General features: G+C 34.9%; 31 protein-coding genes and 1 riboswitch. Of the genes, 19 read left to right on the top strand and 12 right to left on the bottom strand.

Annotated features, from left to right (window positions below; translation table 11 throughout):
• Positions 1-72: 72 nt before the first annotated feature.
• The gene (gene thrS / locus AC3WSO_RS11465; RefSeq protein WP_492530866.1) at positions 73-1,995 is read left to right on the top strand and encodes a threonine--tRNA ligase; all 1,923 of its coding nucleotides are present in this window, start codon (positions 73-75) and stop codon (positions 1,993-1,995) included.
• A 179-nt stretch (positions 1,996-2,174) separates the two neighbouring features.
• Here thrS and AC3WSO_RS11470 read toward each other — a convergent pair whose 3' ends face one another.
• Both AC3WSO_RS11470 and AC3WSO_RS11475 read right to left on the bottom strand, forming a co-directional pair.
• Entirely contained in the window at positions 2,175-2,639 is a 465-nt protein-coding gene (locus AC3WSO_RS11470; protein WP_349659971.1) for a hypothetical protein, read from the bottom strand.
• Positions 2,640-2,774: 135 nt separating this feature from the next.
• The gene (locus AC3WSO_RS11475; RefSeq protein WP_492530868.1) at positions 2,775-2,951 is read right to left on the bottom strand and encodes a Spo0E family sporulation regulatory protein-aspartic acid phosphatase; all 177 of its coding nucleotides are present in this window, start codon (positions 2,949-2,951) and stop codon (positions 2,775-2,777) included.
• 522 nt (positions 2,952-3,473) lie between these two features.
• Here AC3WSO_RS11475 and AC3WSO_RS11480 point away from each other — a divergent pair.
• Together AC3WSO_RS11480 and AC3WSO_RS11485 are read left to right on the top strand one after the other, a co-directional pair.
• The gene (locus AC3WSO_RS11480; protein ID WP_492530870.1) at positions 3,474-4,103 is read left to right on the top strand and encodes a hypothetical protein; all 630 of its coding nucleotides are present in this window, start codon (positions 3,474-3,476) and stop codon (positions 4,101-4,103) included.
• Positions 4,104-4,114: 11 nt separating this feature from the next.
• A complete protein-coding gene (locus AC3WSO_RS11485; protein ID WP_492530872.1) occupies positions 4,115-4,708 on the top strand; it encodes a histidine phosphatase family protein in 594 nt (197 codons plus the stop codon).
• 289 nt (positions 4,709-4,997) lie between these two features.
• Here the strand turns inward: AC3WSO_RS11485 and AC3WSO_RS11490 are convergent, their stop codons facing one another.
• On the bottom strand, positions 4,998-5,501 hold the full coding sequence (locus tag AC3WSO_RS11490; RefSeq protein ID WP_492530875.1) for a hypothetical protein: 504 nt from the start codon (positions 5,499-5,501) through the stop codon (positions 4,998-5,000).
• 324 nt (positions 5,502-5,825) lie between these two features.
• Here AC3WSO_RS11490 and AC3WSO_RS11495 point away from each other — a divergent pair, with 324 nt between their 5' ends.
• Positions 5,826-6,008, top strand: coding sequence for a hypothetical protein (locus AC3WSO_RS11495; RefSeq protein WP_492530877.1), 183 nt, complete (start codon positions 5,826-5,828; stop codon positions 6,006-6,008).
• Here the strand turns inward: AC3WSO_RS11495 and AC3WSO_RS11500 are convergent.
• Entirely contained in the window at positions 5,979-6,533 is a 555-nt protein-coding gene (locus tag AC3WSO_RS11500) for a GNAT family N-acetyltransferase (RefSeq protein WP_492530878.1), read from the bottom strand. The genes AC3WSO_RS11495 and AC3WSO_RS11500 overlap by 30 nt on opposite strands.
• A 503-nt stretch (positions 6,534-7,036) precedes the next feature.
• Positions 7,037-7,621 (bottom strand): hypothetical protein, encoded by a 585-nt coding sequence (locus AC3WSO_RS11505; protein WP_492530880.1) that lies wholly within the window; start codon positions 7,619-7,621, stop codon positions 7,037-7,039.
• A gap of 197 nt (positions 7,622-7,818) precedes the next feature.
• Between AC3WSO_RS11505 and AC3WSO_RS11510 the strand changes: the two genes are divergently transcribed.
• From AC3WSO_RS11510 to ccsB, 3 genes are all read left to right on the top strand, one after another.
• Positions 7,819-8,301 (top strand): GNAT family N-acetyltransferase, encoded by a 483-nt coding sequence (locus AC3WSO_RS11510; RefSeq protein ID WP_492530882.1) that lies wholly within the window; start codon positions 7,819-7,821, stop codon positions 8,299-8,301.
• An 81-nt stretch (positions 8,302-8,382) separates the two neighbouring features.
• Positions 8,383-8,802 (top strand): GNAT family N-acetyltransferase, encoded by a 420-nt coding sequence (locus tag AC3WSO_RS11515; RefSeq protein WP_492530884.1) that lies wholly within the window; start codon positions 8,383-8,385, stop codon positions 8,800-8,802.
• Between the two features lie 609 nt (positions 8,803-9,411).
• Positions 9,412-10,581, top strand: coding sequence for a c-type cytochrome biogenesis protein CcsB (gene ccsB / locus AC3WSO_RS11520; RefSeq protein ID WP_492530886.1), 1,170 nt, complete (start codon positions 9,412-9,414; stop codon positions 10,579-10,581).
• A gap of 500 nt (positions 10,582-11,081) precedes the next feature.
• On the opposite strand, the gene AC3WSO_RS11525 is transcribed toward ccsB, so the two are convergent.
• The 3 genes from AC3WSO_RS11525 to AC3WSO_RS11535 form a co-directional block, all read right to left on the bottom strand.
• Positions 11,082-11,282: a cold-shock protein gene (locus tag AC3WSO_RS11525; protein WP_053592785.1), complete on the bottom strand. Its 201-nt coding sequence runs from the start codon at positions 11,280-11,282 to the stop codon at positions 11,082-11,084.
• A 179-nt stretch (positions 11,283-11,461) separates the two neighbouring features.
• On the bottom strand, positions 11,462-12,088 hold the full coding sequence (locus AC3WSO_RS11530) for a response regulator transcription factor (RefSeq protein ID WP_492530888.1): 627 nt from the start codon (positions 12,086-12,088) through the stop codon (positions 11,462-11,464).
• Entirely contained in the window at positions 12,081-14,255 is a 2,175-nt protein-coding gene (locus AC3WSO_RS11535) for an ATP-binding protein (protein WP_492530890.1), read from the bottom strand. The genes AC3WSO_RS11530 and AC3WSO_RS11535 overlap by 8 nt, the downstream gene beginning before the upstream one ends.
• A 207-nt stretch (positions 14,256-14,462) precedes the next feature.
• On the opposite strand from AC3WSO_RS11535, the gene AC3WSO_RS11540 reads away from it, so the two are divergent.
• The 8 genes from AC3WSO_RS11540 (at position 14,463) to AC3WSO_RS11575 (ending at position 21,883) form a co-directional block, all read left to right on the top strand.
• Positions 14,463-15,380 carry a hypothetical protein gene (locus AC3WSO_RS11540; protein ID WP_492530891.1) on the top strand — a complete coding sequence of 306 codons (918 nt, stop codon included), beginning with the start codon at positions 14,463-14,465 and terminating at the stop codon, positions 15,378-15,380.
• Positions 15,381-15,465: 85 nt separating this feature from the next.
• Positions 15,466-16,443, top strand: a complete 978-nt coding sequence (locus AC3WSO_RS11545; protein WP_492534329.1) for a thymidylate synthase — start codon at positions 15,466-15,468, stop codon at positions 16,441-16,443.
• A gap of 477 nt (positions 16,444-16,920) precedes the next feature.
• The gene (locus AC3WSO_RS11550) at positions 16,921-17,109 is read left to right on the top strand and encodes a hypothetical protein (protein WP_492530893.1); all 189 of its coding nucleotides are present in this window, start codon (positions 16,921-16,923) and stop codon (positions 17,107-17,109) included.
• Positions 17,110-17,154: 45 nt separating this feature from the next.
• The gene (locus tag AC3WSO_RS11555; protein ID WP_197143701.1) at positions 17,155-17,361 is read left to right on the top strand and encodes a thymidylate synthase; all 207 of its coding nucleotides are present in this window, start codon (positions 17,155-17,157) and stop codon (positions 17,359-17,361) included.
• 102 nt (positions 17,362-17,463) lie between these two features.
• Entirely contained in the window at positions 17,464-17,877 is a 414-nt protein-coding gene (locus tag AC3WSO_RS11560; RefSeq protein WP_492530895.1) for an Rrf2 family transcriptional regulator, read from the top strand.
• Between the two features lie 71 nt (positions 17,878-17,948).
• Entirely contained in the window at positions 17,949-18,578 is a 630-nt protein-coding gene (locus AC3WSO_RS11565) for an NAD(P)-dependent oxidoreductase (RefSeq protein ID WP_492534330.1), read from the top strand.
• A 235-nt stretch (positions 18,579-18,813) separates the two neighbouring features.
• Complete coding sequence (gene aspA / locus AC3WSO_RS11570; protein WP_079561085.1) at positions 18,814-20,232, top strand: aspartate ammonia-lyase; 1,419 nt, start codon at positions 18,814-18,816, stop codon at positions 20,230-20,232.
• A gap of 403 nt (positions 20,233-20,635) precedes the next feature.
• Positions 20,636-21,883 carry a methyl-accepting chemotaxis protein gene (locus AC3WSO_RS11575; RefSeq protein WP_492530897.1) on the top strand — a complete coding sequence of 416 codons (1,248 nt, stop codon included), beginning with the start codon at positions 20,636-20,638 and terminating at the stop codon, positions 21,881-21,883.
• Positions 21,884-21,952: 69 nt separating this feature from the next.
• Here the strand turns inward: AC3WSO_RS11575 and AC3WSO_RS11580 are convergent, their stop codons facing one another.
• A complete protein-coding gene (locus tag AC3WSO_RS11580; protein WP_492530898.1) occupies positions 21,953-22,375 on the bottom strand; it encodes a DUF4181 domain-containing protein in 423 nt (140 codons plus the stop codon).
• A 402-nt stretch (positions 22,376-22,777) separates the two neighbouring features.
• Between AC3WSO_RS11580 and AC3WSO_RS11585 the strand changes: the two genes are divergently transcribed.
• From AC3WSO_RS11585 to AC3WSO_RS11595, 3 genes are all read left to right on the top strand, one after another.
• Positions 22,778-22,972 (top strand): hypothetical protein, encoded by a 195-nt coding sequence (locus AC3WSO_RS11585; RefSeq protein WP_492530900.1) that lies wholly within the window; start codon positions 22,778-22,780, stop codon positions 22,970-22,972.
• A 301-nt stretch (positions 22,973-23,273) separates the two neighbouring features.
• Positions 23,274-23,435, top strand: coding sequence for a DUF2268 domain-containing putative Zn-dependent protease (locus tag AC3WSO_RS11590; protein ID WP_492530901.1), 162 nt, complete (start codon positions 23,274-23,276; stop codon positions 23,433-23,435).
• 154 nt (positions 23,436-23,589) lie between these two features.
• Positions 23,590-23,773: riboswitch (cobalamin riboswitch) on the top strand.
• A 132-nt stretch (positions 23,774-23,905) separates the two neighbouring features.
• The gene (locus AC3WSO_RS11595; protein WP_492530903.1) at positions 23,906-24,814 is read left to right on the top strand and encodes a tyrosine-type recombinase/integrase; all 909 of its coding nucleotides are present in this window, start codon (positions 23,906-23,908) and stop codon (positions 24,812-24,814) included.
• A gap of 129 nt (positions 24,815-24,943) precedes the next feature.
• Here the strand turns inward: AC3WSO_RS11595 and AC3WSO_RS11600 are convergent, their stop codons facing one another.
• A complete protein-coding gene (locus AC3WSO_RS11600; RefSeq protein WP_492530905.1) occupies positions 24,944-25,300 on the bottom strand; it encodes a helix-turn-helix domain-containing protein in 357 nt (118 codons plus the stop codon).
• A gap of 233 nt (positions 25,301-25,533) precedes the next feature.
• On the opposite strand from AC3WSO_RS11600, the gene AC3WSO_RS11605 reads away from it, so the two are divergent.
• Positions 25,534-25,719, top strand: coding sequence for a hypothetical protein (locus AC3WSO_RS11605; protein WP_492530907.1), 186 nt, complete (start codon positions 25,534-25,536; stop codon positions 25,717-25,719).
• Positions 25,720-25,774: 55 nt separating this feature from the next.
• Here AC3WSO_RS11605 and AC3WSO_RS11610 read toward each other — a convergent pair whose 3' ends face one another.
• Both AC3WSO_RS11610 and AC3WSO_RS11615 read right to left on the bottom strand, forming a co-directional pair.
• The gene (locus tag AC3WSO_RS11610; protein ID WP_492530908.1) at positions 25,775-25,957 is read right to left on the bottom strand and encodes a hypothetical protein; all 183 of its coding nucleotides are present in this window, start codon (positions 25,955-25,957) and stop codon (positions 25,775-25,777) included.
• A 194-nt stretch (positions 25,958-26,151) separates the two neighbouring features.
• On the bottom strand, positions 26,152-26,292 hold the full coding sequence (locus AC3WSO_RS11615; RefSeq protein WP_492530909.1) for a hypothetical protein: 141 nt from the start codon (positions 26,290-26,292) through the stop codon (positions 26,152-26,154).
• Positions 26,293-26,302 lie beyond the last annotated feature (10 nt).

The raw sequence follows: 26,302 nt of genomic DNA on the forward strand, positions 1-26,302 counted from the left end.
CAACACATGCTCGTCCCTTTATGGGGCGCGAGCATGTGTTTTTTTCATTTTTAAAATAAAGGAGTAGAAAACATGTCAAATCAAGTTATTAACATTCAATTTCCAGATGGTAAACAACAAGTATTTTCAAAAGGTGTTACATTAACCGACATTGCACAAGCGATTAGTCCCGCTTTACGTAAAAAGGCAATCGTAGGGAGTGTGAACGGAACCATCATTGATTTGACGCGCCCGATTTTGGAGGATTCACAAATTTCCCTGTACGATGCTAGCACAAAAGAAGGAATTCAGGTGATTCGTCATTCAACAGCCCATTTATTAGCACAAGCAATTAAGCGTTTATACCCTGATGCTCAATTTGGGGTCGGACCAGTTATAGAAAATGGGTTTTACTATGATATCGACATTGCGCATTCCTTTGCGCCTAGTGATTTACAACAAATTGAAAAAATGATGAAACAAATTGTTCAAGAAAATATACAAATACAGCGCAAAGAAGTAACGAGAGCAGAGGCACAACAGCTATTTACTCATGATGCGCTAAAGCTAGAATTATTACAGGATATACCTGAGCATGAAGTGGTGACGGTTTATGAGCAAGGCGATTTTTATGATCTTTGTCGTGGACCTCATGTACCTTCCACAGGGAAATTACAACACTTTAAATTAATGAATGTGTCAGGTGCTTACTGGCGCGGAGATAGTAATAATCAAATGCTTCAGCGTATATATGGTGTAGCGTTTGCCTCAAAAAAAGAGCTTGAGGAACATTTTGTTTTCCTAGAAGAGGCGGAGAAGCGCAATCACCGAAAGCTAGGAAAAGAACTAGAGTTATTTATGTTTTCAGAGGAAGCACCAGGGATGCCGTTTTATTTAGCAAATGGTCAAATTATACGCAATGAATTAGAGTCTTATTTACGTCAATTACAAGCAAAATTTGATTACCAAGAAGTACGGACACCATCGATGATGAACCAGCGTTTATGGGAAAAGTCAGGGCATTGGGATCACTATAAAGAAAATATGTACTTTACTCATGTAGACGACCAAAGCTTTGCATTAAAACCTATGAATTGCCCTGGACATATGCTGATTTTTAAAAATGATTACCATTCATATAGAGATTTACCGATTCGTATGGCTGAATTTGGTCAAGTTCATCGACATGAATTTAGTGGCGCATTAAATGGCCTTTTACGAGTTCGTACTTTTTGCCAGGATGATGCACATATTTTTGTTACGCCACAGCAAATTGAAGATGAAATTGCGCTTGCACTAAAAATTATTGATGAGGTTTACCAGGTTTTTGGCTTCCAATACGATATTGAATTATCAACACGTCCCTCTGATTATATGGGCGAACTTGAACTTTGGAACCAAGCCGAAGCGGCGTTAGAAAACGTACTAACGAATCTAGGCTTCCCTTTTACAATAAATGAAGGTGACGGAGCGTTTTATGGACCAAAAATTGATATTCATATTAAAGATGCCATTCATCGCAGTCATCAATGTGCAACAGTGCAGCTCGATTTTCAACTACCTGAGAAATTCGACTTAACATATGTCAATGAACAGAATGAAAAAGTAAGACCTGTTGTTATTCATCGAGCGGTATTCGGTTCAATTGATCGTTTCTTAGGCATACTGATTGAGCATTTTGGAGGGGCGTTCCCAACGTGGCTTGCACCTCAACAAGTAAAAGTTATTGGGGTGGCAGATAAGCATCGAGCATATGTACAGCAAGTTGTGGATGCTTTAAAAAATGTACAAATCCGTGTAAGCATTGACGATCGACAAGAAAAGCTAGGTAAAAAAATTCGAGAAGCACAAATGAAAAAAATACCTTATATTGTAGTGATCGGTGATCAAGAAATGGATACTCAACATGTTACTGTTCGTAAATATGGTGAGCAAGCATTAATTGAAAAAACATTACAGCAGTTTATTGAGGAAATAAAGCAAGAAATACAGCAAAAAGCTTTAACTATTAAATGAATCCTATAAAATAATTTAGCTCGACTCTAGGGGGAATCACTCCCAAGAGTCGAGCTATAACAGCTATGGAATAAATGGTAATTTCGGGATTCGCTTAGAAATGTTAATTTTTTCTTTGAATTTGCTACTATTAATCAATTTTCAAGCATACAATAAATTAAACAACAAACGAAATACAATTATTTAATGGTATTACTTTGGTAATTACTGTTTCCTAAAAGGATAGTTTGTGTCTCAGCGTCAATGACCAGGTATTTATGATAAGTCTCCTGATCCAATTGCTTAAAGGATGCTAAAAAATATACTTGTCGATTGGGATGAATAAAAGTATGTTGAGAGAGGTCTGTCTTTTTACGTATAAAATTTGTTTTTAGATTAAATGTTTCCTCAGCCTTCGATACGTCCTTAAAGGCTATTCTTTGACGAATGTTCAAGGTAGCATTGTTATATTCCTCATAGATTGTCCTATTTAATATATGATAAAAATCATTCTCAGTACGAAATGCTTGATATTGATTATTTGGGTATTTATAAGATGTAGTTCTAGAAGGTATGCAAAGAACCGGTGTTGTGTTTTCTACTGAATCTTGAGGTTGCTGTAGTAAAAAGCTTGAAGCGACCAGTGATAAAATAAATACCTGCATTATTTGGCCTCCTTTTTCCTGTCATAAAGAAGATAGCCCATTTCTATGTTATTTATACGTATCTTAACAACAGCAATAGGTTTTATAACCAAAAACTAATACAGGGTAAAACTAGACGACTCATCGAAAATAGTTTTAGCTAGCTTTATTGATCGCTTTTGAATATTTATTTAGTAGGACATCTAATTCTTGGCTACAATCTACTACACTTGGATGGGTGAAACCTAAATCCATTGCCTTGCTATACATAATTTTTCTTTTAATTTCAATCTCCATCTTCAAGAATTGTTTATGCGTTAAATAATTAACCAAAATCTTTTCCCCCTATTATTTTTTCTCCATATATTCTTGAAATACATTGACCTCGATTCAACTTTTTCATTGTATCTCACCTAAAATGAAAAATATGTCACATTGTGTATAGGTTGAGAAATTCGTAATTTAGTCATAGAAAAAAATGTTTATTCTTAAATTGGGCAGTAAATTTAAAAACAGTAACAATGGATATTTTAGACTACTAAAATTACTTTTATTGTATTATTCATATATTTTATTACCCTTCATGCTAAAATATTAGGGTTTTTTTTTGGCTAGATTTTAGAAAAGGGACAGGGTGATGTTTAATAGATTTGCATCTTTTTTACTATAAAAATATTTGGTGTCATAGACTGAAAATTTCATAGGCTTCATATCTTGTCACAATTTATCAAATAAACTTCTTTGTTGTTTGTAATTGAAGGGATTTTACTTTGGATGAAAATGTTGAGAATTTTCGAAATATATTGAATGGTGGAAATGTGGGTTTTAAATCTATTGAATAATAGGGGGGATACAATGTTGAAGGTAAGGTCACTATTATTAAGTGTTATGATCGTTTCTTATTTAATGTTAATTTCGTGTTCAGAAGTGAAAACAAAAACAGAAGAGTCTCCAAAATCAACGATAGTTACTAACCATTCCGTTCAACATGAAGGAGAATTTAAACCGACCCCTCCTATTATTGATAGGGATTATGATTTTACATATTTAGAGGAATTGCCAGAGGAAAAAAGAGTTTTATATGATGAATTTTTAAGCAATGGGAATATGAATAGTATAAAGACTTTTACACCAGAGGAAATGGTGTTAATTATGATGAATTTAATATTTGAAAATAAGTTCGATAAATTATATGCAATTACCTACAACAACAATGAACTTCCAGATAAAGAAACCTTTATAGCAGAGTATATAGATTATTTATTAGATGAGGATATACAAAATTATTTAATGTACAGATACTACGATAGTATTTCATTGGATAAAGAAACAAGCACAGAAAGTATAGCAGTTGTACAATTGGATATAATTTTCGGAAGCTCGCACTACCGTAAGATATTTTCTTTACTAAAAGAGGATGATATATGGAAGGTAGATATATATAATTATGTGAAAGAAAAGAAGGCAAAATCTGAAGAAAAATAGAGGAAACAATTATGACGGTATTATACTTTGTAAGACACGCGCATTCTCACTATACAGTTGATGAGTACAATCGTCCGCTTTCTGATAAAGGATTGGAGGATCGGGATCGTGTTACTAGATTATTTACCAATAAAATAATCCATGCTATATATTCAAGTCCATATAAAAGAGCCGTACAGACGGTGGAAGGCATAGCACAAGGGCATAAGTTAGAAATAAGTAAGGTAGATTCTTTGAAAGAAAGAACACTATCTAATGGAAATATAATTGATTTTGACACTGCCATGCAACAAGTATGGAGTTATCCAAATTTCGCATTCGAAGGTGGAGAATCAAATGAAGCCGCCCAGGAAAGAGCTATTACTACGTTGAAAAAAATTATTCTTGCACATCCAAATGACAATATAGTGATTGGTACACACGGCAATATAATGGTTTTAATGATGCAATATTTTGATGCACAATATGATTACTCATTTTGGAACAGACTTTCAATGCCTGATGTTTATCAACTTACATTTCAGCATTTCGTGTTAAGTGATGTTCAAAGAGTTTGGGAAGAAAAAGAGAAGGAGCTGTCTACTGGCAGCCCCCTTGCCTGGTAAATCAACAATGTATAAAATCTTGCAAATCAATAAAAAGTGAAGTTGTGAGAACGTTGATATTACAGTGTTTCAGAAATATTCAACTTCCGAAAACAGAGGATACGTCAACCTGTTGTGTACGGGACATACAAGCTCGTTCAAGAATTGAATCGATGTTTTTACGAATTGATTTCATTTAGCTATTCCAGTTTCTTGTTTAACTAATGGGGTGGGTGTAGTTGAAGTTTATGTGAGTTAGTAGAGAAAACACCCTTGCGTTCCCTATACTCTATAAATAAAGTATAAATATTTAATCATAGGGATACATATCACTCGGACAATACTGGTAGGTAGGTTTCCAACGACCATTTCTACAATAATACCTCATATCACCAATACAAGTTGTGGACCCTTCTTGATGACATGGTCCCATATCTTCGATAGAACGATATTGTGGCGATAGCTGTGGGCCATAACGATATTGTGGCCATGTTGGTGTATTATCACTTTGACAATATTGGTAGGTAGGTTTCCAACGACCATTTCTACAATAATACCTTATATCACCAATACAAGCGGTGGACCCTTCTTGTTGACATGGTCCCATATCTTCGATAGAACGATATTGTGGTGATAGCTGTGGACCATAACGATATTGTGACCATGTTGGTGTATTATCACTTTGACAATATTCGGAGGTAGGTCTCCATTGACCATTTCTACATTCAAAATACATATCACCAACACAAGTTGTGGACCCTTCTTGTTGACATGGGCCTATATCATTAGGAAAAGAACCATATTGCCAAGTCATCAAAGTCACTTCCTTTTATTTTTTTAAAAACATATATAACCATCAGATGACTTTGAACACTTTATACAAAAATAATGTTCAGTCTTATTCAGCATGTTCAGGTAAGAAAGTGTTCATCACCTTGGTGGTTACATCATATTCTAAGTTATGAAATGGAAATGATTACTATTGGGCCATCCTTTTCGTATTGGCATAATTAGACCAGATGGCATCTAGGAAGGCGATGGGAGATTAAATGTCTTTTGTAGGGGAATTGAACGTATAAACAACACTTTTTAAGAATGAAATGGAAGAATATTTTTTCTTTGATGTGAGGAGCTTTACATGCTACGAACAATTATAGTGAAGAACACGTATGATCATCACTCAACTGTTGATGGTAATTTGTTTTACCAACGAGCTACAATTTATCGAAAAAAAATTGTAGCTCGTTGGTTTATCGAGAATGCTGAAATATTTCTACACGAAGAAAAAAGCTTATTCTATTTGATTCCATTCTTCTCGTAAAAGGCCAAATAAAACTACATCATGAAATTGACCGAAACGGAAAAGTTCATTTCGTAAAATACCTTCTTTTGTAAAGCCACACTTTTCATAAGAACGAATAGCTCCTTTATTGAAGCTGAAAACCTGAAGCTTGATTTTATTAATGGGAATATAATTAAAAATAAAGTGAATAAGTGTTTTCATTGCATCCGTTCCAAGGCCTTTACCATGCCATTGTTCTCCAATTGAAATGCCTACAGAGCAAGTACTGTTCTTCCAGTTGATTCCATAGACAGCACAGGAACCGATAAGCTCATTTGACGACTTTTCGAATATACCGAAGAAAAACTCTTCTTTTTTTCCACTAATACTTTGAAAGAATGAAGAATGATCCTCAAATGTATTTGGAAAGGGAATGTCGTCATTAGCCAATAACAACGCCTTCAGTTCACTCTCAATTTTTACAAATGCTTCTAGGTCGGAAGAAGTCATTTGCTGTAATGTAATAGCTTGCCCTGTAAGAAATTCTTTAAAATAGTTTTCCATTTGTTTTCTCCCATGTTCAAGAGCTGCAGTTAGAGTTTACAACACTTGGATTATTTGTTGTTTAAACAAAACATCTACTGCACTTTTCGCACTCATTCACTCAACTCCTTATGTATTGATAACTTTATAGTAGCATTTTTGGTTATTAGTGGGAATGATGTTTTTGTTCAAGTCTGTTGAATATGGAAATGAAAGGTTTTCTGTGACTGGAAGAATGATATTTGTTGATATTATAATGTATGCCCACTTTACTAATTGTTGTTGATGAAAACTCGAGTGCTCCTATTGTTTTACTTTCATAGCAGAGCAATGCTTCCTGCTGGGAAAGTGAGTAGCTTGTAATAATTAAATAGGATGAAATTTACTAAAAAATATGTAATTTATCTATGCTGATTTCCGTTCCGACTGGGTGCCCCAAGGAAAGCGCCCAGTCGGAACGGAAATCACCTAGACGTTATGGTGATTGTTTTAAAAATGTTTAAGGAAACGCTTGATTTTATTTATTATTTTGAAGGGCGCCAATTTGTCTGAATGTCTACATCTTGTTGTTCCATCCAAGTAAGAAATTCCTCTGTGCATTGAATATCGTAGTCTAACACTGCTTCATACACATAAATTGAAGGAAGCACTAGGGATTTCTTAAGAAGTTCTTCTTTAATAGCTAAAATATATTTCCGACTTTCATTTGTTAAGGAATCGTTCATTAACGTTACTAAATCTCTTGATAGAGGGCCATCTCGTGTTTCAGAAAACAGCCACATATCAATAGTCCAAATTTCTGATGGCATTTGCTCATATTGTATTTTAAAATAGATACCATTAAATGGTGTTTTCAAATAATTACGATACTTTAATTCTAAAACTTTTGGATTGCTTGTTAAATCAGTTAATATCGCCATAGCTTCTGCTGCATTTGGATGTACACAAAATGTTTCGAGATCGATATCTTGATCCACTAGCAAATCATATGCTGTAGCGCCGACCACATAAGCTTGTCCAATAGTATTCCATTTCTCTAGCAGCTTCAATTCTTCTAAAATGAGCATGACAGTTTCTTTTCGTTTTTGAGCTCTTTCTAATAGTTTCAATATGCACACCTTCTCTATAGTGTTTTTTCTAAATTATGTTAGATTATATTATATTTTCTATTTTTAAAATAGGAGTAAACGATATGAAATGTATGCTTTTGATTCGTAAGCGGCGAATGTTTTGTGTATCAATAGTAATGTGACAGTTACAATTACGCCTAGGTAGAATGGCAATTTAAGATGAAAGGGGATCTTTGATGAGATTAAAATTTTATGAAAAAAAAGATGATTTCTTAATTGAACGATATACGATTACAGAGGAGCAGCTTCGCTATACGATGTCTCCGAAAGAGAGTATTGAACTAGTAAAGCAGGATAAAAATCGTCATGCCGTTCTTGTTTTAGATGAAGATAAGCTTGTGACATTCTTTGTGTTACATGAAAAAGAAGGCGTTACGCCATATTCCTCAAATGAACAGGCTATTTTAATCCGCGCCTTTTCAACAGACTTTTATGAACAGGGGAAAGGCTATGCGAAAGCGGCATTACAGCTTTTGCCGGACTTTGTTTTAAACCATTTTCCAACTATTAATGAGCTTGTGTTAGGGGTTAATCTACCGAATACTGCTGCACAGTCACTTTATAAAAAATGCGGATTTGTCGATGAAGGGAAGATGGCAAAAGGATTTAGGGCTGAGATTAAAGTGATGAGTTATTACATAAGTAAAACTAACAGCTAAATGCTTGATTAGAAAAACATTGATGAACCAACTTAATTTTGCACAAAAATCTTCTCGTATCTAAAGAATGAGGTGAACAAAATGACACATTTGCTGGAAGCACGTATGGAGCATCTCGATGAAATATGTGCGATTGATCAAGAAGTAATTGGAGATTATTCAAGAAGCGAATATTTGCGTACAGCCATTAACGGAAAACGTTGTATCATTCAACAAACTGAAAAAGGGATTGGTGGTTTTCTTATTTTTACGAATGACTTTTTTGAAAACTGCTTCATCTCATTAGTTATTGTGAAGCCCTCTGAGAGAAGAATGGGCATTGCCACAGCGTTACTAGCTTTTTATGTAGAAATGGCAGCAACTCCAAAAATCTTTTCTTCTACTAACCAATCCAATACTAGTATGCATAAGGTATTTGAAACGGCAGGCTTTATAAAAAGTGGGTGTATTGAAAATTTAGATGAAGGAGATCCAGAAATTATTTATGTGAAATATAAATAGGAGCAAGGCATGTCTCGCGATAAGGTTTCTGCTACGAGAGTTGCAACGATGAAAAGTTATTTTCGTGCTCGTATGACTGAAAAGGAGAGGTGACGAAGCGATAATTCGGTACTCCACCGGGCTTAGTTCTTTTATTTTGTCCTTCAAGATTTAGTATAGAAATAATTTTTAAAAATAAACTTTTATTTCATATTTTAGTAGGATGTAGTTAGAGTCGTTCCATCTTTTTGAAATTCGCCATCTATTTTCCTTTATAGATGGTTTATTTTTTTGATATGAGGGCATCATTTAGAGATTTATTCTTTACTTTGCGCCACGGGATTGTAACAATTCTGAAAAAATAAAACTATTTAAAGGGAAATGATGGCACTTACTTTGATGAATGACGTTGATTTTATTGGAAGCTACAATAAAGTTTCCTCAAAAAATGGGTCATCACAACAGGGAGGGAAAGGTAATACCATTGATATAAGTTGGAGTGGAGGCTGGAAATTCTCAGGGAGCTTTGCTCTGTGCGAAAGCGAAGCGTCAGCGGTAAAGCGCCCAGTAGGAACTAAAATCAACCTCGCATTATGGAGATGAGCAAAAAATACTTTGGAGGATGTTATATTGAGTAACGAAACATTATTAAGTTTAAGTAGTAATTCATTTTTCGTGGCATTTATTTTACTTCTGATCGCCATTATACCGATTGGACTTGCCGTGAAATCAAAAGGAAAGATTTTTGGGAAAATCGGGCTTTTACTTACATATATTGCATTTGCTTTACAGTTAGTTTATTTCATTTTAAGGTGGATTGCTGTTGATCATGCACCTGTAAGTAATATGTATGAGTTTATGACGTTCTTTGGCATTATGCTTACTGGTAGTTATTTGATCATTCATTTTTTATATAAGCAAATCGTTGTAGGTTTGTTTACTATCCCTGTGTCATTAATTATTCTCGGTTATGGAAGCGTTTTTACAAAAACAGTTTCCCCACTTGTTCCATCGCTGCAAAGTAATTGGTTAACGATTCATGTTATGACAGTTGCCTTTTCAAGTGCTGTTTTATCGGTCTCATTTGCAACAGGTATTATTTATTTGTTACGAACATTAGATGTTTCTAAATTTTCGATGAGTACAGTTGCTTTGGAATTTGTTATGTATTGCTTAATTGTCGTGATTGGCTTTATTGGAGTGGCAACTTACTTTAACTTAGCAGGAGATAAAATCGAGGTTCAATTTGAAAATAAGCTAGAAAAGAAAGAAACAGCTGAATATACGATGACGCCATGGATTGTTAATAAAGGTGCAGTAACAGCTAGTGGGGATCAGGTTGGTGTTTTCCAGATTACGAATAAGCTAGATGCGAAGAAATTGAATACGATTGTATGGTCATTTATCGTTGGAACGATTTTATATGGAGTGATTGTACTCATCACGCGAAGACGATTAATTGTGTTATTAAAGCCATTAACAAACCGTGTACAGCCAGTATTAATAGATGAAATTACATATCGAGCAGTTGTTATAGGCTTCCCATTGTTTGCACTAGGGGGTCTGTTGTTTGCCATGATTTGGGCACAGATTGCTTGGAGTAGGTATTGGGGGTGGGACCCTAAGGAAGTGTGGGCACTAATCACATTTTTATTTTATGCCGCTTTCCTTCATTTCCGCCTTTCAAAAGGCTGGGAAGGGGAAAAGACAGCTTGGTTAGCGATTATTGGATTTGGAATTATCGTGTTCAATCAAGTATTTGTAAATTTAGTTATAGCAGGTTTACATTCTTACGCGTAAGGATGTTGTGAATGAATTATTTTTTAAAATTGAATGTAGTGAGTATGTTATATGGGTTAATATTCTTTATTTCTCTTGAAATGCAAGTAAATATTATCGCATTGTGAGACTCACCGGGTGGGAAGGACAATATTTCGATATTATGCATGCGGTTGGTTTTGTTGTAGCAACTATTGCGCTATACATGCTTACAGATAAATGGATAGCGCATCGTCGATTGGTATATTGGACAACGATTTTTTGGATGCCTTACACAGCGTTCTTTATGTTTATATTTGTGAATGTGTATCCAATCACTTATCGGGGGAATATGCCAGGGCCAGCTCAAGGGTTCATTCTTTTTGCGATGCTCTTGTTTTATCCGTTTTATATAGGAACTTTGAATATTATATGCTACCATTCAAAATCTGGAGCTGTACAAATTAAATAACCGTAAAAAAAGAGACATCCATTAATTTGGATGTCTCTTGTATTTTGCATCTACATGTTAAAACTATAAATTAAAGCTTTACAACATTAGTAGCCTGAGGTCCGCGGTTACCTTCTTCAACGCCGAACTCTACTTTTTGGCCTTCTTCTAAAGTTTTAAAGCCATCTGATTGAATAGCAGAGAAATGTACAAATACATCATTTCCACCTTCTACCTCGATAAATCCAAAACCTTTTTCTGCGTTAAACCATTTTACTGTACCTTGTGTCATGTGAACAACCTCCCAAAAAAATTAAACAATCATATTGCTTCGATCGCTTGCAAAAAAATCACATTTTCAATGATTTTAGCGGATAAGATGAAGTAATGTAATTATTGTTCTCATTATATAACAATTCCAAATATTTATCCAGTATATTCCGAATTTGTAATGTAAATTTTACATTCCCATTATTTTAACCATTCTTTTTCTTTAGCGACAATTACCGCCTCTGCACGAGATTCTACGTTTAGTTTGACAAAAAGCTTGGATAAATAATTTTCAACAGTGCGTTGCGTGACCCCGATGGCTGAAGCAATTGCTTTATTTGTACATCCTTGTGCGACAAGCTGTAAAATCTCTTGTTCCTTGTCACTTAGTAAAACATCTTGCTGTGCGTTTGGAAGATTGGTACGCTGCTGTACAAAGTCTAAAAAATCAGCTGCTAGTAGGATCTCGCCCCTAAGTGCGGCTTCAATGGTTTGAATCACTTGCTGTTTCGTGGCGAGCTTTGATAATAGTCCATCGACCTTCTTCTCAATCAGTAGTTCGTAATAATCGCAAAGCTCATATCCTGTATAGAGTAAAATTAGAGCTTCTGGTTGCTTTTTCTTAATCATTTCTGAAAGCTGTATGCCATTGATTGGCTTCATATTAATATCAATCAAAAATAATTGAAAAGATTGAGCATCCATTCTCGACAGAACAGCGGAGCTATCTTGTTCCGTTTCTATATGGACATTTGTTAAATCCTGTAATAATGTTTTCGTACCATCTAAAACGACAGGATGGTCATCTATAATAAGAATATTAATCATCTGAATCCACGTCCTCTTGTATTTGAATAACTATATGCATTCCTTCATTTAAATTGGAGGTTATCGTGATGTCCCCATTAAAAGCGCGAACTCGTTCTCGAATACCATTAATACCCATAGAATTTGAAGATTGCATTAAACTTTCAATATTACAGCCAATACCATTATCATCGTATTGGAGGATGAAACCACGATTTATCGATTGTAGTCTTAGTGATACTTCAGTTGCCTCAGCATGCTTAATGGCATTATTTAAGAGCTCTTGCACAAGACGATAGACGACTAAATGTAAAGTTACATCTTCAAATTGGACACGTTCTATTTGAGTTTTTAACAAAAAATCTGCTCTAATTTTCACCTTTTGAATTAGTTTTTTTAAGGCGATTTGTAGCCCAAATGTGTCCAGCAAAGGAGGGCTTAAATTCTCACAATACTCACGTAAGTCCTTCGATGCATTCAGCAACTGCTCACGAATATCTAATACCTTTTCTTTATAAATAATAGGAGAGCTAGTAAGTACATCTAACTCTCTCGCTAAATGAAGTTGCTCTTGCAAAATAGTGTCATGTAATTCCTGAGCTAAAATACTTTTCTCCTTTTCAATAATATTCCACAAGATTTTGTCGAGCCAAGGAAGCTGTGTATCATTGTGATCCTTCATAAGCTTTATTTCATAAATTAAATCTTCAATAAGCTTTAAATTATCAATAAACATAGAGACATAGAGGGTTAGTAACTCTAGCCAAAGAAGCTCCTCTTTTTGTAATACATGTCTAATGTGTAACATGATTTTTTCTTCACCTGTATCATGTAATAGTAGGTGATTCCCCATAGTAACTTCATTACGAGTATTTTCCGTTATTGTTGTAATTGTAAAGGCTGTAGTACCAAGCTTTTCTGTTATTTCATACTTGAATTGATCCAATAATTCTTGCTGGTTTTTTGCTTTCCCCATACGATTAACGGCAGCATATAAATTATGTACATAATTGCCGGTGGATGAAAAAATAATCTTTCGATATTTAAAATCAAGCTGCTCTTTAATATAGAAACTAGCAATGATGACTAGGAATAATAATATAAAGACACTTGTAATTTCAACAATCGATAATTTGTTTATAAACATTAAGGTAATGCCTGCAGTTAATATTAATGTACTAAAAAAGGCAAGTGTCGAATAATAACGCAAACGTGATAATTGATATTCGATATCGAATAAACGTTCATTCACTTGTATGAAGATAAAAGAAAAAGGAATAAACAATAAAAATAATGAAGCTACTTGAAAATGTAAAATAGAGTTCTGAACTAATATTTCAGGTATAGCGTAAAACAGCAAAAACGGTAAGAAAGGCGTAATAAATGCAATTGTAATCAGACGGATTTTTGCCAGTTTAGTTCGTAAATAGCTCGTTAGTAAAATATAGATGGCGTAGAGAACTAGAACAGCAAACAATCCTAAGATAATTAATGATGCCATCGTATCGAAGTCAGAATAAAAAATATTAATTAAATCATTACAAGGAATTAATAGTAATATTAAATAAAGCCACTTAGTATCGATGTAGTGCCATTCTATACGTAGATAGCGGAAATAGAATTGTAAAAAGTGAATAAAAAGTACAATGCATAAAACGATACCAATAGATATTACTAATATTCCAATTAAATTTCCTCTAACTGAGGCACCTGTACTTATATAAGCTAATGAACAAGTTAATAAAAATAATGTTAGTAGAATAGTTAGCAGATTATCTTTATTTCTTAGCAATAAATAGATGGCGACACCAAAAGATAAGACGAAATAAAACAGTGGAAAAATAATTTGGAAATATAATTCTTCCGGGATATCTTTATGCTTAACTGTAACAGTATGAACATCCCCATTAGGCTTCATAAACGTTAGTTCCTTTGCACTTCTAACGATAGAATCGAGTTGGATAGAACGAACATTTTCTGCAGACTTGCCATCGATTGTTAGTAGAAGATCACCTTCTTCTATGTTATTTTGCTGTGCCCAATCGGGATAAATGAATTCATCTATGATAGGTTGTCCACTACTTGTGTCTAATGAAATATCAATTAAAGGTATCCGCATTGCCACTGCGAGCACATAAACACCGATGAGTAGGTAGGTTATGAAAATACTATATGTCCATTTTCTCATAGTTTTCTCTCAACTATTTGCATGATAATAATGCCCCATTTCAATCTTAAGTACTACTATATTATCCATAATTTTTGGTAATTTTGGAATACCGAAAAAGTTGTTTCGGAAAACCACTATTGCTTTTTCGGAATAACGAAGTAGTTTTTTCGGTGTAACCTATGATAGTGTAAAACTATCATGTGTGACGAAAAGGGGGAGCGTTGCATGACAAAGAAAGGATTGTTAATAGTCCTTTTTCTAGTCGTCATAATGTCGTACCCGATGACAACAATCGCTAAAAACGTTGGAAATGATACGGTGAAAGTAGATATTTGCGTTATTGGGAGTGATAATCGTTTTGTCTATAAGATTCCAAAGAGTTTACATAATGATACGCCGTATGTTGAAATGAAGAATAACATAGAATCCTCCTTAGCAAGTCATTGGAAGGTCGAGGATCCTCGTTATGAAATCCTCCAGACGGATGTGGCGTATACTTTTTCAATTAAAGATTTAATTCATGAAAAAAAAGACGGGAAAATAAAGATAGCGATTCCATATACTTTTTTAATAGGAATGTTTGGCGAAAATGATCCCATTCAATTGAAAATTTTGGCTAGCAAACTAATCGACTGGCAAGCTAACTCAAAGGATTTGGCAGCTCTCGGCTTTGTAGAACCGCCTACTTATTTTAGTGAACAGGAATATGTTTATGAGGGAGAGGTCAACGAGCTACTACATCAGCGGGTAGGACATTTTAATGGCACTGTTATGAAAGGGCAAATGGTACTACATATTGTTATTTATTTTAGCTTTGTATTGGCGCAGTTTATTGCCTGTTTCATTTTATCGAGGCGCTTAAAAAAGAAAATTATTAAAGACCCTGAAAATATGCATCAGTTCCGAAAGCTAAATTATATGTATCAAATTATACCGATAATAATTATCGGTATGCAAATTGTTTTTCTAATCATTTCAGGCTTATTGAACGCGTTTTGTATCTATTTTGACCCAGGGATTGACCTTTTGTTTATTATTGTCCCAGTTTTATTTAATATTATTTTGATGCCAATGTTTTTTATCACGATGGAGAGTGAAATCGCAAGGGGGCTAGAATACAATTCCTTTGGCTTAGATAGGTAAATATTGTTTTTATTTTTGGGCATTTACATGTAGTTATTAGATGATATAATGGTCAACAGCATACTTGAAGGAGCTGTTGATGAACATGGCGCATCCAGAAATCGCGTACTTAAATTTACTACAACATATATTAGAGAATGGCGTTAAAAAGGAAGATCGAACAGGGACCGGTACATATAGTGTATTTGGCTATCAAATGCGATTTGATTTAAGCAAAGGTTTTCCTCTATTAACGACGAAGCGTGTACCATTCAAACTTGTAGCAAGTGAGCTACTTTGGTTTATTAAAGGGGATACAAATATTCGCTATCTACTGCAAAACAATAATCATATTTGGGATGAATGGGCTTTTAAAAAATGGGTTGAGTCTGATGAATATTCAGGTCCCGATATGACAGATTTTGGTCGTCGCTGCTTAGTGGACGAATCATTCAATGCTGACTATCAAAAAGAGTTAGCCTCATTTTGTGAGCGCATATTAACAGATGATGAATTTGCAAATAAATACGGCGAGCTTGGAAATGTTTACGGTAAGCAATGGCGTAATTGGACAACATCAACAGGGGAAAGCATCGATCAATTGCAAGATGTAATCCATCAAATCAAGCACAATCCAGATTCACGACGCATTATTGTCAATGCATGGAATCCAGAAGACGTTATCAATGCAGGAGCAAAGGGCAGTAAAGCTGCACTACCTCCATGTCACGTAATGTTCCAATTTTATGTAGCAAATGGAAAATTGAGCTGCCAGCTAATGCAAAGAAGCCTCGATACATTACTCGGCTGTCCATTTAACATTGCCTCATATGCATTACTGACACATTTAATTGCCCACGAATGCGGTTTGGAAGTAGGCGAATTTATTCACAGCATTGGGGATGCTCATATATATTCAAATCACGTGGAACAAGTAAAAGAACAACTTTCGCGCGAGCCTAAAGACCTACCAACCTTAAAAATCAATCCAAATAAAGCGTCTATTTTCGACATCGAACTCGAGGATCTTTCAATTGAGGGCTACGATCCACACCCAACAATTAAAGCACCAATTGCCGTTTAAGCTAAAGCAGCAGCCTTTTTGGCTGCTGTTTTTTCATGTAAATAAACATTGAAGCGGAGATATATAGTTCAGATAGACGGAGGGAAGAACCAGGGTGACGTGAAGAAGAGCCGAAGTGACGGAAAGAGAGTCAGAGCGACGGAAAGAAAGGACAAAGTGAAGGATGAAAGCAAAAATGATGGATAGAACCATCAAAATCGTGGATAGAATGGCCAAAATAATGGATAGAAGAGTCAAAGCGACGGAAGGAAGCCAAAATGATGGATAGAACCATAAAAATCATGGATAGAACCGCCAAATCTACAGAAAGAACCCACGCATAAAACACCAAAAGAGAGAAACCCTTTAATACATATAAAAGAACCAAAACTTTCTAAAAAATATAAAGGATATTTAAATTTTTGAAGTTTTTTCCGATATAAGTTTTAATATGGAAGTTAAAATAACGATTTTGAGGTGAGTGGTGTGAGGAAATCATTGGTTTTTCAAATAGATGGAAGAGAGCGTGAGCAGCGTTTAAGGACAAATTTGCTGACGAATACTCCTCGAGGAACAGTGGAATCTGAGCTACCAAACATCTCTACAAAATTAACATTGGAGCAAATACAAATCATGATGGAAGTCATTGAGGAAATTCGCTTGAAACGTTATAAAGAAAGACTGTAAATGTAAGCGCCTTCTAAGCTATAATAGCTGAGGAGGTGTTTTATTATGAACGTGGTGTTTGTAGATTCAGTTTTAGGTACAGAGCTTTTGCATATGGTGTCACATGATGTGGCAGGGACATTAGCTGCGGCACAGGGGGAAAGTGTGACGTTTCCAGTTGGCCATTTTAAGTATGAATTTCATAACTTAGATTTTTATGAGGAAGATGGAGAAATACGACAAGAATTAGTCATTTACGTCAAGAAAGTATAATACTCCGTAAAATGAAAAAAATAAATGCAGGTACAAATAAAGCAATTTGTTTGCTTTTATTCAAACCTGTAACTATAATAGTTACAACGGGTGGTGATACATATGGTGAACAGTCGGTTTTCGGTAGCGATCCATATTCTTTCGCTTATTGCAACAACATCTGATAAAAATCAGCTGACGTCTGAGTACATTGCTGGAAGTGTGAATACAAATCCAGTTGTTGTGCGACGTATGATTGGTGTGCTAAAAAAAGCGGGTTTGCTTACTTCGCAAACAGGTATTGCAGGCTATGACCTTTTAGTAGAGCCAAAAGATTTAACGCTTTTAGCTATTTACCATGCGATTGATGGACCAGAGCAGTTATTTGCGATTCATGATGAGCCAAATCCAGCATGTTCAGTTGGTCAAAAAATCCAACGGACATTGGAAGGTGTTTATACATCTGTTTGGCATGCAATGGAAGAACAACTTCAAGCACAAACTTTACAGGATGTGCTAGATCAACTTCGTTTATAAACGAAGTCGATCTTTTGTATCTAACCTGTAACTAAAGAGGTTACAATTGAAAAATAGGAGGAATTAGAATGATGAAAATCGCAGTAATTGGTGCAACAGGGAAAGCAGGACAAAAAATAATAGAGGAGGCACTGCAACGTGGTCATGATGTAACTGGAATAGTACGTTCAGCTTCCAAAGTAACAACAAATATTTCGGTAATTGAAAAGGATGTTTTTGCATTATCTCAAGAAGATGTGAAAGGGTTTGACGTAGTCGTTAATGCGTTTGGTGCTCCTGCTGGTCAGGAAGAATTGCATGTGAAAGCTGGTCGCCATTTAATAGATATATTCAAGGGTATTGATACAAAATTATTGGTTGTCGGTGGAGCAGGTAGTCTGTTTGTAGATCCAGAGAAAAATGTACGCGTAATGGATACACCTGATTTTCCAGAAATGTTCTACGCAACAGCTAAAAATCAAGGTGAAAATCTACACGACTTACAACAATCTACTATTACTTGGACATTTTTAAGTCCATCTGCTTTCTTTGATCCAGAGGGTCCACGTACAGGTAGCTATACTGCTGGAGAAGATCATTTATTAGTGAATGCTTCTGGCGAAAGTTATGTAAGCTATGCAGATTATGCGGTTGCGATGTTGGATGAAATTGAAAATCCAAAGCATGTAAACAGCCGTTTTACAGTGACTTCTAATAAATAATGATAAACCGAGCGTAAAAATTGCGCTCGGTTTTTATCTTTATTATGAAACAAGTGTTTATTGTGCGAAAGCGAAGCGGCTAAATGTGATGGAATGAATGAAAACAAAGCCTCCGGACACAATAACGTAAAGTTGAAAATGATTATTTTTCACTTTACAGACAATTGACTGTTTACAATACGACAGTTATTAGCTACTATCAAGTGTGAGGATTACATAAAAGGAGACGACAATTATGTCCACACAACGTATAGAAAAAGACTTTTTAGGTGAACGCGCCTTACCAAGCAATGCTTATTACGGAATCCAAACGCTTCGTGCAACTGAAAATTTCCCGATTACAGGGTATACAATTCATTCTGCACTTATTAAAGCAATGGGTATTGTTAAAAAAGCAGCTGCTTTGAGTAATATGGAGGTACACCTACTTTCAAAAGAAATCGGAGATGCAATTGTCGAAGCTTCACAAGAAGTTATTGATGGTGAGTGGGATGCTGAATTTATCGTAGACCCTATCCAAGGTGGTGCTGGCACATCGATTAATATGAATGCCAACGAAGTTATTGCTAACCGTGCTTTGGAGATTTTAGGCAAAGAAAAAGGGGATTACCATACAATTAGCCCTAACAGCCATGTAAATATGTCTCAATCAACAAATGATGCTTTCCCAACAGCTATTCATATTGCTGTGTTGAATTTGATAGATGAACTACTTCTTACAATGGAAAACATGCAAGCAGTGTTCCACCAAAAAGCGGAGCAATTTGCGCATGTAATTAAAATGGGTCGTACGCATTTACAAGACGCTGTACCGATTCGATTAGGGCAAGAATTTGAAGCATACTGCCGTGTGATCACTCGTGATATTGCGCGTATTCGCCAAACTCGCCCAAATTTATATGATGTAAATATGGGAGCAACAGCTGTTGGAACTGGCTTAAATGCATTTCCTGACTATATTCAAGCAGTTGATCTTCATCTTGCTGAAATTTCAGGATTACCTCTTAAAGGCGCTACACATTTAGTAGATGCAACACAAAATACGGATGCTTATACAGAAGTATCAGGCGCATTAAAAATCTGTATGATTAATATGTCGAAAATTGCTAATGACCTTCGTTTAATGGCTTCTGGTCCCCGTGCTGGATTAGGGGAAATCATTTTACCAGCGCGTCAACCTGGATCGTCTATTATGCCAGGTAAAGTGAATCCTGTTATGCCAGAGGTTCTTAACCAAGTAGCATTCCAAGTAATTGGTAATGACCATACAATTTCTTTAGCATCTGAAGCAGGACAATTAGAATTAAACGTAATGGAGCCTGTACTTGTCTTTAACTTAATTCAATCTATTAGTATTATGAATAACGTGTTCCGAGCATTTACACAAAATTGCTTGAAGGATATTGAAGCAAACGAAGACCGTATGAAAGAATATGTGGAAAAAAGTGTTGGCGTACTAACAGCAGTGAACCCACATATTGGCTATGAAGTAGCTGCACGCCTTGCACGCGAAGCAATTCTATCTGGTCGTTCAATACGTGAGCTTTGCCTTGAAGAGGGTGTACTAACGAAAGAACAATTAGATTTAATTTTAGATCCATATGAGATGACTCATCCAGGTATTGCCGGATCAAGTATTATGAAATTAAAATAATTTATGTTTGAAAGCACTTTGTCTAGAGCAAAGTGCTTTTTTAGATGTTCAAAATTCAAATGGTCAAGGGAAATCTTTATGAATGTTTTTCTAACTAATAGTAATAATTTCCGACTCATTTACATGTCTGTGGGCAAGTGTTTGTTGGCGCTTCGCTTTCGCGCAAAATACATTTGTTGGCCCGCCCCCCTCTAGAAGACGCCTGATCTTTACAGAAATCACCCTTAACGATGAGTCGAACTTTTATATCACAATTTCGCCACAAAAGTTTTGAACAATACGAAAAAACTTCCTATTTTATAATTCTATTTTCTTACAAAAGTTGGTGTTTTTTTCTATCAATTTTAGGGATTTTAAACTATAATTGTTTATAGGAATAATATTATAGTTAGGGGAATTTAGTATGAGTTTACGACAAAAAAGTATTATTGGCTTTTCTTTTTTAAATGTAATCATGGGTCTTATTTTGATTATAGACCTAGCAAATTTAACATCATTAGAGTGGGTGTCCACTGTATTAACAGTAATAGGATTTACTACGACAATATCGTGTATTTTCTATGTGAAATACAAAATTATTAATCCAATTAAACAACTAGCAGTATCCGCTCAAGCTATAGCTGAGGGGAATTTGAACACTTCTCCTATCGAGATAAAATCCAATGATGAGGTTGCGGCGTTAGGTAAAGCGTTTATTGAGATGAAAGAACAATTACATATGATGACACAAAAAATTGCTAGTAGTTCTACCGATTTATCAGCGAGTATAGAAGAGCTATCAGCAAGCACAAATGAAATTGCAGATGCAGTAAACGAAGTAGACTCACAAATGGAAAATACGACTGAGGGTCTTAAAAAAGCAGCACAGTCTGCAAATGAAAGCGCTATAGCTATGCAAGAAACTGCTGATGGCATTGAACGTATTACCGTGGCTACACAAGATGTATTTGATCATGCGAAAGAAGCAAATGACATTGCAGGCAATGGTGCGGAAATTTTACATGTAGCTAAAAATCAAATGGAATTCATTTCAGATTCTACTGAAAAAACAAGTAACTTAATGCAACAATTATCAGGCAAAATGACGGATATAAAATCTATGACAGACATGATTACGGCCATTACAGATCAAACGAATTTACTTGCATTAAATGCAGCGATAGAAGCTGCGCGTGCGGGAGAGCATGGGAAAGGCTTTGCAGTAGTAGCGGAAGAAGTTCGAAAATTAGCGGAGCAATCTAAGCATTCAGCTATTCAAATTGTCGATCTAGTAGTTGGCATTGAAAGCGATACAAAACAAGTTGCAACTTCTGTAGAAGAAGACTTGAAAAACGTTCAGCAGGGCGTTCACGTCATTGATGAAGCTACAAAGTCATTTGGTACAATCTCTCAGCATGTTAGCAAAATGACGAATCAGCTAGAGGATATTTCCGCAACAGCTGAAGAGCTTTCAAGTAGCGCGAATGAAGTTACAAAATTAGTTTCGACGATCGCAAATGGAATGGATAGTTTAACGAATTCCACAGAAGTTATTTTACACTCAGTTGATGAACAAAGTGCCTCAATGCAAGCAATCAACACAGTGGTGTCACAAGACCTATGTGTACAAGCAGAAGATTTACAAAAGCTTACACAGAGATTTAGTAACTAAAGAAAAAAGGCTATTTTGCAGGGATAGATTATTTGCGAAATAGCCTTGTTTTTTTCAATTTCTTCCGAATCAACTATTAAATAAGCCAAAAAAATCAGTCTTTATCGTCAAAAATACTATGCTAATCATAAACAGCATTTCTGCAATCGTAGCAACAGCATCTTTTTTATTTTCCGCGTATTTCCATTCCATAAATGCTCGTAACATTTCAGAGGTTACTAAAAAGACAATTATGATAAACCATAGCTCATAATACCAAGCAATTCCAACATTATCATTGTTAAATTTATAATACGAACTAATTAATACTAGACTCAAATAAATTATTCGTACTGATAAATCTAGTTTTTTATGTCTTTCGTTAACGTAATCATAAGAAAACCATTTCTTTCTCTCGACTCCTAGCAACTTTCTAATGACAAATCCAAAAATACTAATAATTAAAAGTAGTACAATTAGAAAAAGTATTAATGATCCTAGTCCGAAATTCATTTCGTTCACCTCTTAAGCCTGCTTTTTATTTCAATAAGAATAAGATAATAGCTAATCTTGTTATACGGGCATGTGTGAAACGATAGCATTACAAATGTTGCTTAATAGATCCAGATTTTTAAACCGTTCTTCTTGCCTGAATAATTAATGAAATTCCTATAATACATAGACTGCCTGATAAAAAATGAAGGGTAATATTCCATCCTTCACTTAGTTTTTGAAAATATTTGATATATAAAGACACACCATATATACACATTAAGGCACCCCAAATGCATCTATGCATTTTCTAAGACCCCCATCCCGTTCTATTATAAAATAACTGAAAATTGTATCTGTATACAGAGTGTAGCACAGCAAAAAAAAAATTGGAAGTTAATTGGATAATAGGCAACGAAGGTCTTGCTCATTGTTGATCCAGTTCTAAATGTAGATCCTGATTGCTTAACAGAAAATCAAAAAGTAAGTGAAAAAATTGATGGGGAAAAAACAGTAAATATTATAAAAGAAGCTTTTATAAAATCTTCTGATCTTATTGCATCCGAAAATGAAACAACAGTATGTATTCTGCCTAAAACAAATGGAAGGCATCTATGATAACTTTGGGGACAGGTAAAATTATAGTCCTATACAATAATTATGAAACAGAAGATGAATTAAGATCTGGTATAGCACACGAATATTAACATAGTGTTTGGACTGAGAAGTACCCAAGTAAAGGTGTATTTTTAACTGTTTTGGAGGACTTAGTAGTTGAAGGAAAGGCGGTAATGTTTGATAAGTTAGTCTATCCTGACATTTATTTTTATCCAATTTTACAGCATACAACAAAGATGATTGGTCAAAAATTGCATTAGATCTTGAAAAGTCAGACTCGAATCGGGCATTAGAAATACTTATGGGAGGTAATGGTCTTCCTAGTCTTTATGGTTACGGTGTGGGCTATAAATTGGTTAAATCCTATCTTGATTTAAATCCAACTTTAACACCAGAGGAATGGACTGCCGTAAGTTCAAAAGAAATTTTTGAAAAAGGAAATTACCTTGAAAACGTTAAATGAAAATTTTATGTAACGCATTATGGAAAAGAAGATAACTAGAAGAAAAGCATAAGTACAATAAATTGGAATATATTGACTTTCGAAATACACTCATTTACAATTAATTTTAATAATCAATAAGGAATAAAGAATTTACTAGATTCCTTTTACAACTGAATAGCGTGGAGTAATAGGTGTAAATTGTGTGCAATTTACTTAAAAGGGAAGTCGGTGCAAATCCGACACTGTCCCGCAACTGTAAATGTGAGCGACTTTTCGTATACCACTGTTTAGCGACGGGAAGGGGAAAAGTAGCGATGATCATGAGTCAGGATACCTGCCTATTATGAGTACACACCATAACCCTACGAGGAATCATACCAAAGTGTATCTCGAAAAGGTTGATATATAAACGTTTAAAGCAATTTTAGGAATATGTAGCAGTAGATTACCTTTTTCCGATTATCTAATAAATTGTAAAAGGTGATACTATGTTAATTAAGTTTGCTTGTCAAGATTTCATGGATGAAAGAGAACTAATGAATGCGAGTGAATTCACGCTCACGAATTATAGGAGTTTCTTTAAAGGGTTCCAAGAATGGTTAAGAGAGAATAACATCCAAGACGTTCAAGACATCTCTGCAAATACGCTACGATTATATTTGATGTATTGTAAAAATGAGAAAGGCAATAGCCCTAACACAATCAACAATAAGGTAAAATGTCTTAAAGCGTTCTTTAATCATCTTATAGAGAATGAGTTTGTACAACACAATCCATGTCTCAAATTAAAGAAACAGCACACAGATGAACGTATAGAAGTTTTTAACGACTTGCATATTCGTCAGACGCTCCGATACTACAGACGCATGAAACGTAAAGACCATGAGTTTACAGCCTACAGGAATACGGTAATAATTTTGACGCTACTTGGAACTGGCATACGATTAGGTGAAATGAGAGGTCTTAAATGGACGGACATTCACTCTAAGCATATTGTAGTATTTGGAAAGAGCCGAAAGCAGGAAACAGTACCGCTAACGGAAAAGGTCTATAATGAACTAATGGACTTAAAGCAATACTATAATCGTTACTTTAAATCTCCAATAGATCACGTATTCGTACACAGGGATGGTAAACAGATGTCGTATGAATCATGTAAGGGAGTATTTAAGAAGTTGCAGGAAGTCATGGGCTTTAGGGACGTGCGACTTTCTGCCTATACTTTTAGGCATACTTTTGCACACCGATATATTATATCTGGAGGAGACGTCTTCTCGCTACAAAAAATACTTAGACATTCCTCGATTTCGATGACAGAAAAGTACCTTGCGTTATGGGGATCAGCTCTATATGAACAGAATAATAAGTTTAATCCACTAAACAATATGGATATATAAAGAATAGGTGGACGAAACTTAGTCCTCCTTTAATTATTTTAATTTAACAGGCTGAGTAAAAGGATTTTTCCAACTACTTTCAGCCTGTTTTTAATTTTTAAAAAAAGAGGAGTACAAGCGACACTTGTATTACATAAACTTTTTCTTCGCTAATTGCTTGGCTAATAGCAGCGAATTCTCTAATGATGCTATTAATAATTCTTTATCTTCTTCATCTAATTCGTTTAATATCTCATGAAGTTTTTTGTCTGCATCACTCTCATTATTAACTTTTAAATTATCACATCTTTTATTTTCAGAGCGTCCAAGAATGTAATCAATACTAACGTCAAAGTAATTTGCTATAGCAATTAGTTTATCAATTCCAGGAGTAGAATTATCCCATTTTCTAATTTGACCATTGGAAATCCCATTTTTTCTCTCTAATTCAGCAATTGTTAACTTTTTTTCTTTACAGAGTGTTTTAATTCTTTCAACTAAACTCATTAATATCAACCTTTAATGATGTAACAATCTTAAATCGAATCGGTGCTATCGCTCGTAAGCTAGGTATTACATGGGGCGGTGATTGGGTAGGCAGTATTGACCGACCTCATTTCGAAGTTAAATCAACTTGGAAGATGCCTAAAGGCTATAAGTTAGAAGGACAAGTAATAGTTCCAAGTAACAGCAAAGGAAAAGTTCAATTAATTGTGGAAGACAAAAAGGAGGAAAATAAAGTGACGGATACAAATTGGAATCCAGGTTCACCAACTATGCAAACAGAAGCAGAAAATTATATTGCACTGGCTGTAAAGGATGGTATTATCCAAACTTCACATTTGAAGGATTTACAAAGTGGAGCAATGACAACTGATCGTTTGATTGGATTGTATATTACGATTCAACAAAGACGGAGTAAATAAGCAGAAAATTCAAAGGACTGAGCCATTTAGCAATAGTTTCAGTCCTTTGAATTTATTATTTCTTATAAACCCACATTATACTAGCTCCGCCAAGATTGTAACCATAATCTGTTGAAGTAGTAACAGCACCAGTTAATGTTGAACGGAATGAATGACCGTCAAGTTTAGCGATTTGAACTGATCCACTTTGTCCAGAAATATCTTTTCTACCTTGTGATAAACCACTTGTTAAGTCCATTGTAGATATTGCTCCAGAAAAAGATTTAAATTTATAACCTTTGTTCATAACCACTTCATAACTTATTAAATTGCTTTTATTAACACCAAAATTCACTTTAGCAATTTCTTTCTTTTTAGCAAGAAGTGGAGCAACGCTTGTTAAAGCATCTTCAGAAGTTTCGATTTCTGTAGACTGTGGTTCCTCTTCATACTCTAAGAATCAGCATCTTCGTAGACTGGGATACTGACTGTTGTTTGAAACTCCTCAGAGTATTCCTCGGCATGTGCATTATTTATTGCCGTAAATCCAATAAATAACAATAAAGTTAGAACGAGTGAAAATAATTTCTTCATTTTTTACCTC

The organism is Lysinibacillus sp. EB106-09-02-XG168, from assembly GCF_058791475.1.

Coding starts and splice junctions, on each gene's coding strand:
- aspA (WP_079561085.1), top strand. CDS start 18,814: ATGTCCACACAACGTATAGAAAAAGACTTTTTAGGTGAACGCGCCTTA.
- AC3WSO_RS11510 (WP_492530882.1), top strand. CDS start 7,819: ATGAGATTAAAATTTTATGAAAAAAAAGATGATTTCTTAATTGAACGA.
- AC3WSO_RS11470 (WP_349659971.1), bottom strand. CDS start 2,639: ATGCAGGTATTTATTTTATCACTGGTCGCTTCAAGCTTTTTACTACAG.
- AC3WSO_RS11580 (WP_492530898.1), bottom strand. CDS start 22,375: ATGAATTTCGGACTAGGATCATTAATACTTTTTCTAATTGTACTACTT.
- AC3WSO_RS11560 (WP_492530895.1), top strand. CDS start 17,464: ATGGTGAACAGTCGGTTTTCGGTAGCGATCCATATTCTTTCGCTTATT.
- AC3WSO_RS11485 (WP_492530872.1), top strand. CDS start 4,115: ATGACGGTATTATACTTTGTAAGACACGCGCATTCTCACTATACAGTT.
- thrS (WP_492530866.1), top strand. CDS start 73: ATGTCAAATCAAGTTATTAACATTCAATTTCCAGATGGTAAACAACAA.
- AC3WSO_RS11515 (WP_492530884.1), top strand. CDS start 8,383: ATGACACATTTGCTGGAAGCACGTATGGAGCATCTCGATGAAATATGT.
- AC3WSO_RS11610 (WP_492530908.1), bottom strand. CDS start 25,957: ATGGACTTAACAAGTGGTTTATCACAAGGTAGAAAAGATATTTCTGGA.
- AC3WSO_RS11490 (WP_492530875.1), bottom strand. CDS start 5,501: ATGACTTGGCAATATGGTTCTTTTCCTAATGATATAGGCCCATGTCAA.
- AC3WSO_RS11575 (WP_492530897.1), top strand. CDS start 20,636: ATGAGTTTACGACAAAAAAGTATTATTGGCTTTTCTTTTTTAAATGTA.
- AC3WSO_RS11555 (WP_197143701.1), top strand. CDS start 17,155: ATGAACGTGGTGTTTGTAGATTCAGTTTTAGGTACAGAGCTTTTGCAT.
- AC3WSO_RS11480 (WP_492530870.1), top strand. CDS start 3,474: ATGTTGAAGGTAAGGTCACTATTATTAAGTGTTATGATCGTTTCTTAT.
- AC3WSO_RS11530 (WP_492530888.1), bottom strand. CDS start 12,088: ATGATTAATATTCTTATTATAGATGACCATCCTGTCGTTTTAGATGGT.
- AC3WSO_RS11495 (WP_492530877.1), top strand. CDS start 5,826: ATGCTACGAACAATTATAGTGAAGAACACGTATGATCATCACTCAACT.
- AC3WSO_RS11535 (WP_492530890.1), bottom strand. CDS start 14,255: ATGAGAAAATGGACATATAGTATTTTCATAACCTACCTACTCATCGGT.
- AC3WSO_RS11590 (WP_492530901.1), top strand. CDS start 23,274: ATGGGAGGTAATGGTCTTCCTAGTCTTTATGGTTACGGTGTGGGCTAT.
- AC3WSO_RS11565 (WP_492534330.1), top strand. CDS start 17,949: ATGAAAATCGCAGTAATTGGTGCAACAGGGAAAGCAGGACAAAAAATA.
- AC3WSO_RS11500 (WP_492530878.1), bottom strand. CDS start 6,533: ATGGAAAACTATTTTAAAGAATTTCTTACAGGGCAAGCTATTACATTA.
- AC3WSO_RS11545 (WP_492534329.1), top strand. CDS start 15,466: ATGGCGCATCCAGAAATCGCGTACTTAAATTTACTACAACATATATTA.
- AC3WSO_RS11615 (WP_492530909.1), bottom strand. CDS start 26,292: ATGAAGAAATTATTTTCACTCGTTCTAACTTTATTGTTATTTATTGGA.
- AC3WSO_RS11525 (WP_053592785.1), bottom strand. CDS start 11,282: ATGACACAAGGTACAGTAAAATGGTTTAACGCAGAAAAAGGTTTTGGA.
- AC3WSO_RS11540 (WP_492530891.1), top strand. CDS start 14,463: ATGACAAAGAAAGGATTGTTAATAGTCCTTTTTCTAGTCGTCATAATG.
- AC3WSO_RS11600 (WP_492530905.1), bottom strand. CDS start 25,300: ATGAGTTTAGTTGAAAGAATTAAAACACTCTGTAAAGAAAAAAAGTTA.
- AC3WSO_RS11595 (WP_492530903.1), top strand. CDS start 23,906: ATGTTAATTAAGTTTGCTTGTCAAGATTTCATGGATGAAAGAGAACTA.